This is a genomic window from Bacillus sp. 05T31 (assembly GCF_056396725.1).
On sequence record NZ_JBFTMA010000557.1, the window covers coordinates 1 to 4,208 of the forward strand.

The following is a 4,208-nucleotide window of genomic DNA, read 5'->3' on the forward strand; positions in this document are numbered from 1 at the left end:
CCCTTCCACTTCACATATTGATTTAAAAATACAATTGCTTTCTCAATAACCTCTTCGTCTGGTTTTAATTTCGCATGATGTAAACCATATTCTGAATTTACTCCAAGCCAAAACATAAATCCAGGTATCTCTCGAAGCATATAACCAAAGTCTTCACCTGTCATTGCCTCCGTACACGTAATTACGTCCATAGTCGTTTGTTCACGTGTAAATTGCATAAACTCTCTCGTTAGCTCCTCATGGTTATACACTTGATGATACATCGCTCCGTAGTCAATAACAGCTTCACATTGAAAAGAAGCTTCTATTCCCGCAACAATTGCCTCAATTCGGCTTTTAACACGTTTCATTGATTCCACTGATAGCGTTCGAATTGTTCCTTCTAAACGAGACTTTTCTGCGATAATGTTTTGAACTGTACCACCTGTAATTTTCCCAATTGTAATTACCGCACTGTCAAGAGGGTTCACATTACGACTAATAACTGATTGAAGTTGTGTAACGAGATGACTCGCTGCAACAATCATATCATTTGCTGTATGCGGATATGCAGCATGTCCACCTTTTCCTTTTAAATCAACGTATAGCTCTGATGTATTCGCAAATAATAAACCTTCTTTTGTAGCAATTGTTCCCACAGAGTATTCAGGCGCAATATGAAGTCCAAGAATCATATTAGGCTTCCATTCTTTTAACTCATCGCTTTCTAACATAGGAAGTGCACCACCTGGACCTTCTTCAGCTGGTTGGAATATAAACACAAGATCMTCATCTATTCTTTCGCTTACAGCCGCTGTTAGAAGTCCTAAACCGATTGTTGCATGCAAATCATGTCCACATGCATGCATCATTCCTTCATGGACAGAAGAGAATTCATATCCAGTTTCCTCTGTAATTGGTAGACCGTCTATATCTGCACGATAACCTATTATTTTTTCTGGATTTTTTCCATTTACTTTAACAATTACACCTGTTTTCCATGTTTTCACTTCCAAATATTCATTAGGAAGCGTTCCTATATAATCTAAAATATACTGTTGTGTTTTCCACTCTTTAAATCCAATCTCCGGAATTTTATGTAAATCTCTACGAACTTGGACAAATTTGCTTACTGTCATTTTTGCACCTCTATCTATAAAAAGCGTAAGAGCACATTCATGCCCTTACGCTTTTTATTTTTTATTTCTCTGGGTTTAATTGACGAAGCTCTTGTTTAATTTCAGTTTTTGCTTTTGTCTTCTCATCAATTTCTTTAATTACACGTGCCGGAGTTCCCGCAACAACTGTATATGGAGGCACATCTTCTGTTACAACAGCTCCTGCTGCTACAACTGCACCTTTACCTACTGTAACGCCTTCTAGAACAACTACATTTGCACCAATTACAACATCATCTTCAACGATAACTGGTTTTGCAGAAGGTGGCTCAATAACACCGGCAAGTACAGCTCCTGCACCTACGTGACAGTTCTTACCAACTGTTGCACGTCCACCAAGCACTGCGTTCATGTCGATCATAGTACCTTCACCAATTACAGCACCGATGTTAATTGTTGCATTCATCATGATAACAGCGTTGTCACCAATTTCTACATGGTCACGAATAATCGCGCCTGGCTCAATACGAGCTTTAATACCTTTTAAATCAAGCATTGGAATTGCAGAATTACGACGGTCATTCTCAACTACATAGTCAACAATGTGCTTGTTATTTTCATCAAGAATTGTCTTAATTTCAGACCATTCTCCGAATAATACACCAGATTTTTTATTTACAAATGCTTGTACTGTTTCAGGGAATGTTACCTCTTTTAAATCCCCTTTTATGTATACCTTTACAGGAGTTTTCTTTTCACTGTTTTGAATAAACGAAATAATTTCGTTAGCGTCCATCATTTTCATTCTTGTTGCCTCCTAAATCCATTTATAATGTTACTCTACCAAACGATAGAGCGAGTAGCAAGACAATAATCTTATTTTCCCATTTGAATTTCTTCTATAATTTCTAGAAATGCTTGTACTTGCTTCAACTGCCTTGCCGAGTCACTCGTCAATAACCATGTTTCTCTCGTTAATTGAACAGGTGTTTTATACATATTTTCCTGCACTTCTTTTAAAACAGTCGAAGGTAAAAGAGCATAACCTATTCCATTTAAAACAAGCTGTTTGCACGTTTCAATTTGGTCAACTACAATCGTTCGCTTAGGTGGATTTGAAAATAATCCATACCACCAATTTTGTATTTGTCCATAGTAGGTCGAATCACTTTTAAATTGAATAAATGGTCTATTTGTCTCTTTTAACATCGAAATATCTTTTATTTCTTTATCAACTAAATATAATTCATCTTCAAATAATTGTTGTTTCTGCCCTTTGTATTCTTGTGATCCTCTCAGTATAGCAACATGAACGTCTCCTTCATAAAATTGCTTTTGCACTTCACTACTCCAGCCAGTAAACAGAGATATCTTCACAGAAGGATACTTATGCACAAATTTTTTCAAAACAGGTGGAAGCCAATATTGCCCAATGACTGATGCAACAGCTATTTTTAACGTACCGTATGTTTCGGTTCTAAAAAGAGCCAGTTCACTTTTAATACCCTCTTCCCGTTGTAACATTTCTTTTGCATAATTTGCAACTTTTTCCCCTTCAGGTGTAATTGTTAATCCTTTTTGTGAACGAATAAAAAATTTCATTCCCCATTGTTTCTCCATAGATTGTAATCGTTGACTAAGCGCAGGTTKGGAAACAAATAAACGTTCCGCCGCTTTTCTCATATTTGATTCCTGAGCTAACACAACCATCATTTGAAAATCATCAATTTGCAACTTTCTCCCTCTTTCCTTAGCTTCCATACACCTAATTTTAATAAGTATTTCATCCTTAATTTAATTGCATACTTTTATACATTAGAACGGTTTGTTAGTTCAAACTTTTCTTATGCTTTATGTCTTTTTAAATATAATACATACACAACTGATATGCACGAAAAAAAGTGACTTCGTCTTTTCTGTGAAGTCACTTTCCCTACGATCTCTTCCTTCATCACTTGTTCCACTTTCATATTCTCAAGTCTTTCAAACTCAATGCGCTCTAATCCTAAAATACCATCTAAAATCATAGCAGTACTAATTAACCCATGTAATTTATACATAGGGTCTAAAACAGGAATCGCCGAATATCCAGATTTCACAAGAACGAGTAAAGCATGTTCTAGACCATTCCCTATTTGTACATGTGCTACTTTATCTGATGAAATCATTAAATCCTTCACAAGAATTTGTTGAAACTCGTCTTTCGGAATACTAATCATGTTACATCCCCCATTTTCCCTTTTTCCTGCTAATATTCTCCGATCCTATTCACATTTTATGATAGCGTTTTCATATTATTATTTTGTCCTGACATTCTTCTAATAAAAATAAAAATACATAACTATTTTAGCATATAACATAAAAAAAAGACTACCATTCCGGTAGTGCTTAATACCCTTTATTTTTTAATCGGTAAAACAATCTTGTGATTTTTTTATATTGCGTCACATCTGTCTGTTTTAAACCATTCTCAATGTCTGTAAGCTCCACCGCTAAAATTTCGCTCGCGTAATTTTGCTGAAACAGAATATCCAACAATAAATTTTCTTCTTCTCTTGTTAAAACAAATTCCTTTTCCATATGCTCCTCTCCTTGCACTCGCATCATCACTCTCATTATATAAATTTTTCAGTCTATTTAACAGATGTAATATTCAGTTTTTGTTAGAAACACTTAACGACTGCGAATATATAGACATCATTTCACATTATTTTGTATATCTGTTTGCGTAACTAAATGCCGCATAAGCATCTGGTTTAATTTTTGCTGTTAATCCCATTGCTTGAATTTTCATCGTCATATCTAAAATAAATTCTTTTGTTAAACCATCATTCCCGATATCTAAATGAATTTCCATTATGAATCCTGCTCCATCTTGAGCGTATGGGTGCAATAAATCCCATATCGCTTGTATATGATTGGGAGTAAATAGATAGGCGATTTCTTGACTAAACTGTGTTTCTAAATATATTTTCTCTCGCAACGTTGCTGGCTTATTTTTCACTGATTTATGATGCAAACATCCCCATGCTCCTTTTCCAACACGATGAATATGTATCGCTGTAATAAACCTCGTATCCTTTTGATGCGCTTGTGAGTCTGTCCCAATAG

Annotated in this window: 5 protein-coding genes and 1 pseudogene; all 6 read right to left on the bottom strand. The window is 35.3% G+C overall.

Annotated features, from left to right (window positions below; genetic code table 11):
- Positions 1 to 1,118: N-acetyldiaminopimelate deacetylase (locus AC1DJR_RS24085; protein ID WP_477003680.1), on the bottom strand; the 1,118-nt coding region annotated here is incomplete at its 3' end.
- A gap of 61 nt (positions 1,119 to 1,179) precedes the next feature.
- Positions 1,180 to 1,902: a 2,3,4,5-tetrahydropyridine-2,6-dicarboxylate N-acetyltransferase gene (gene dapD / locus AC1DJR_RS24090; RefSeq protein WP_002014841.1), complete on the bottom strand. Its 723-nt coding sequence runs from the start codon at positions 1,900 to 1,902 to the stop codon at positions 1,180 to 1,182.
- Positions 1,903 to 1,973: 71 nt separating this feature from the next.
- Positions 1,974 to 2,858, bottom strand: coding sequence for a LysR family transcriptional regulator (locus AC1DJR_RS24095; RefSeq protein WP_477003681.1), 885 nt, complete (start codon positions 2,856 to 2,858; stop codon positions 1,974 to 1,976).
- Between the two features lie 176 nt (positions 2,859 to 3,034).
- Positions 3,035 to 3,316: pseudogene (locus AC1DJR_RS24100) on the bottom strand (CBS domain-containing protein); the annotation flags it as partial.
- A 169-nt stretch (positions 3,317 to 3,485) separates the two neighbouring features.
- Positions 3,486 to 3,677 carry an antirepressor AbbA gene (gene abbA, locus AC1DJR_RS24105; RefSeq protein WP_002145987.1) on the bottom strand — a complete coding sequence of 64 codons (192 nt, stop codon included), beginning with the start codon at positions 3,675 to 3,677 and terminating at the stop codon, positions 3,486 to 3,488.
- Between the two features lie 127 nt (positions 3,678 to 3,804).
- Positions 3,805 to 4,208 (bottom strand): ribonuclease H-like YkuK family protein (locus AC1DJR_RS24110; protein ID WP_477003682.1); only part of this gene is annotated, 404 nt, incomplete at its 5' end.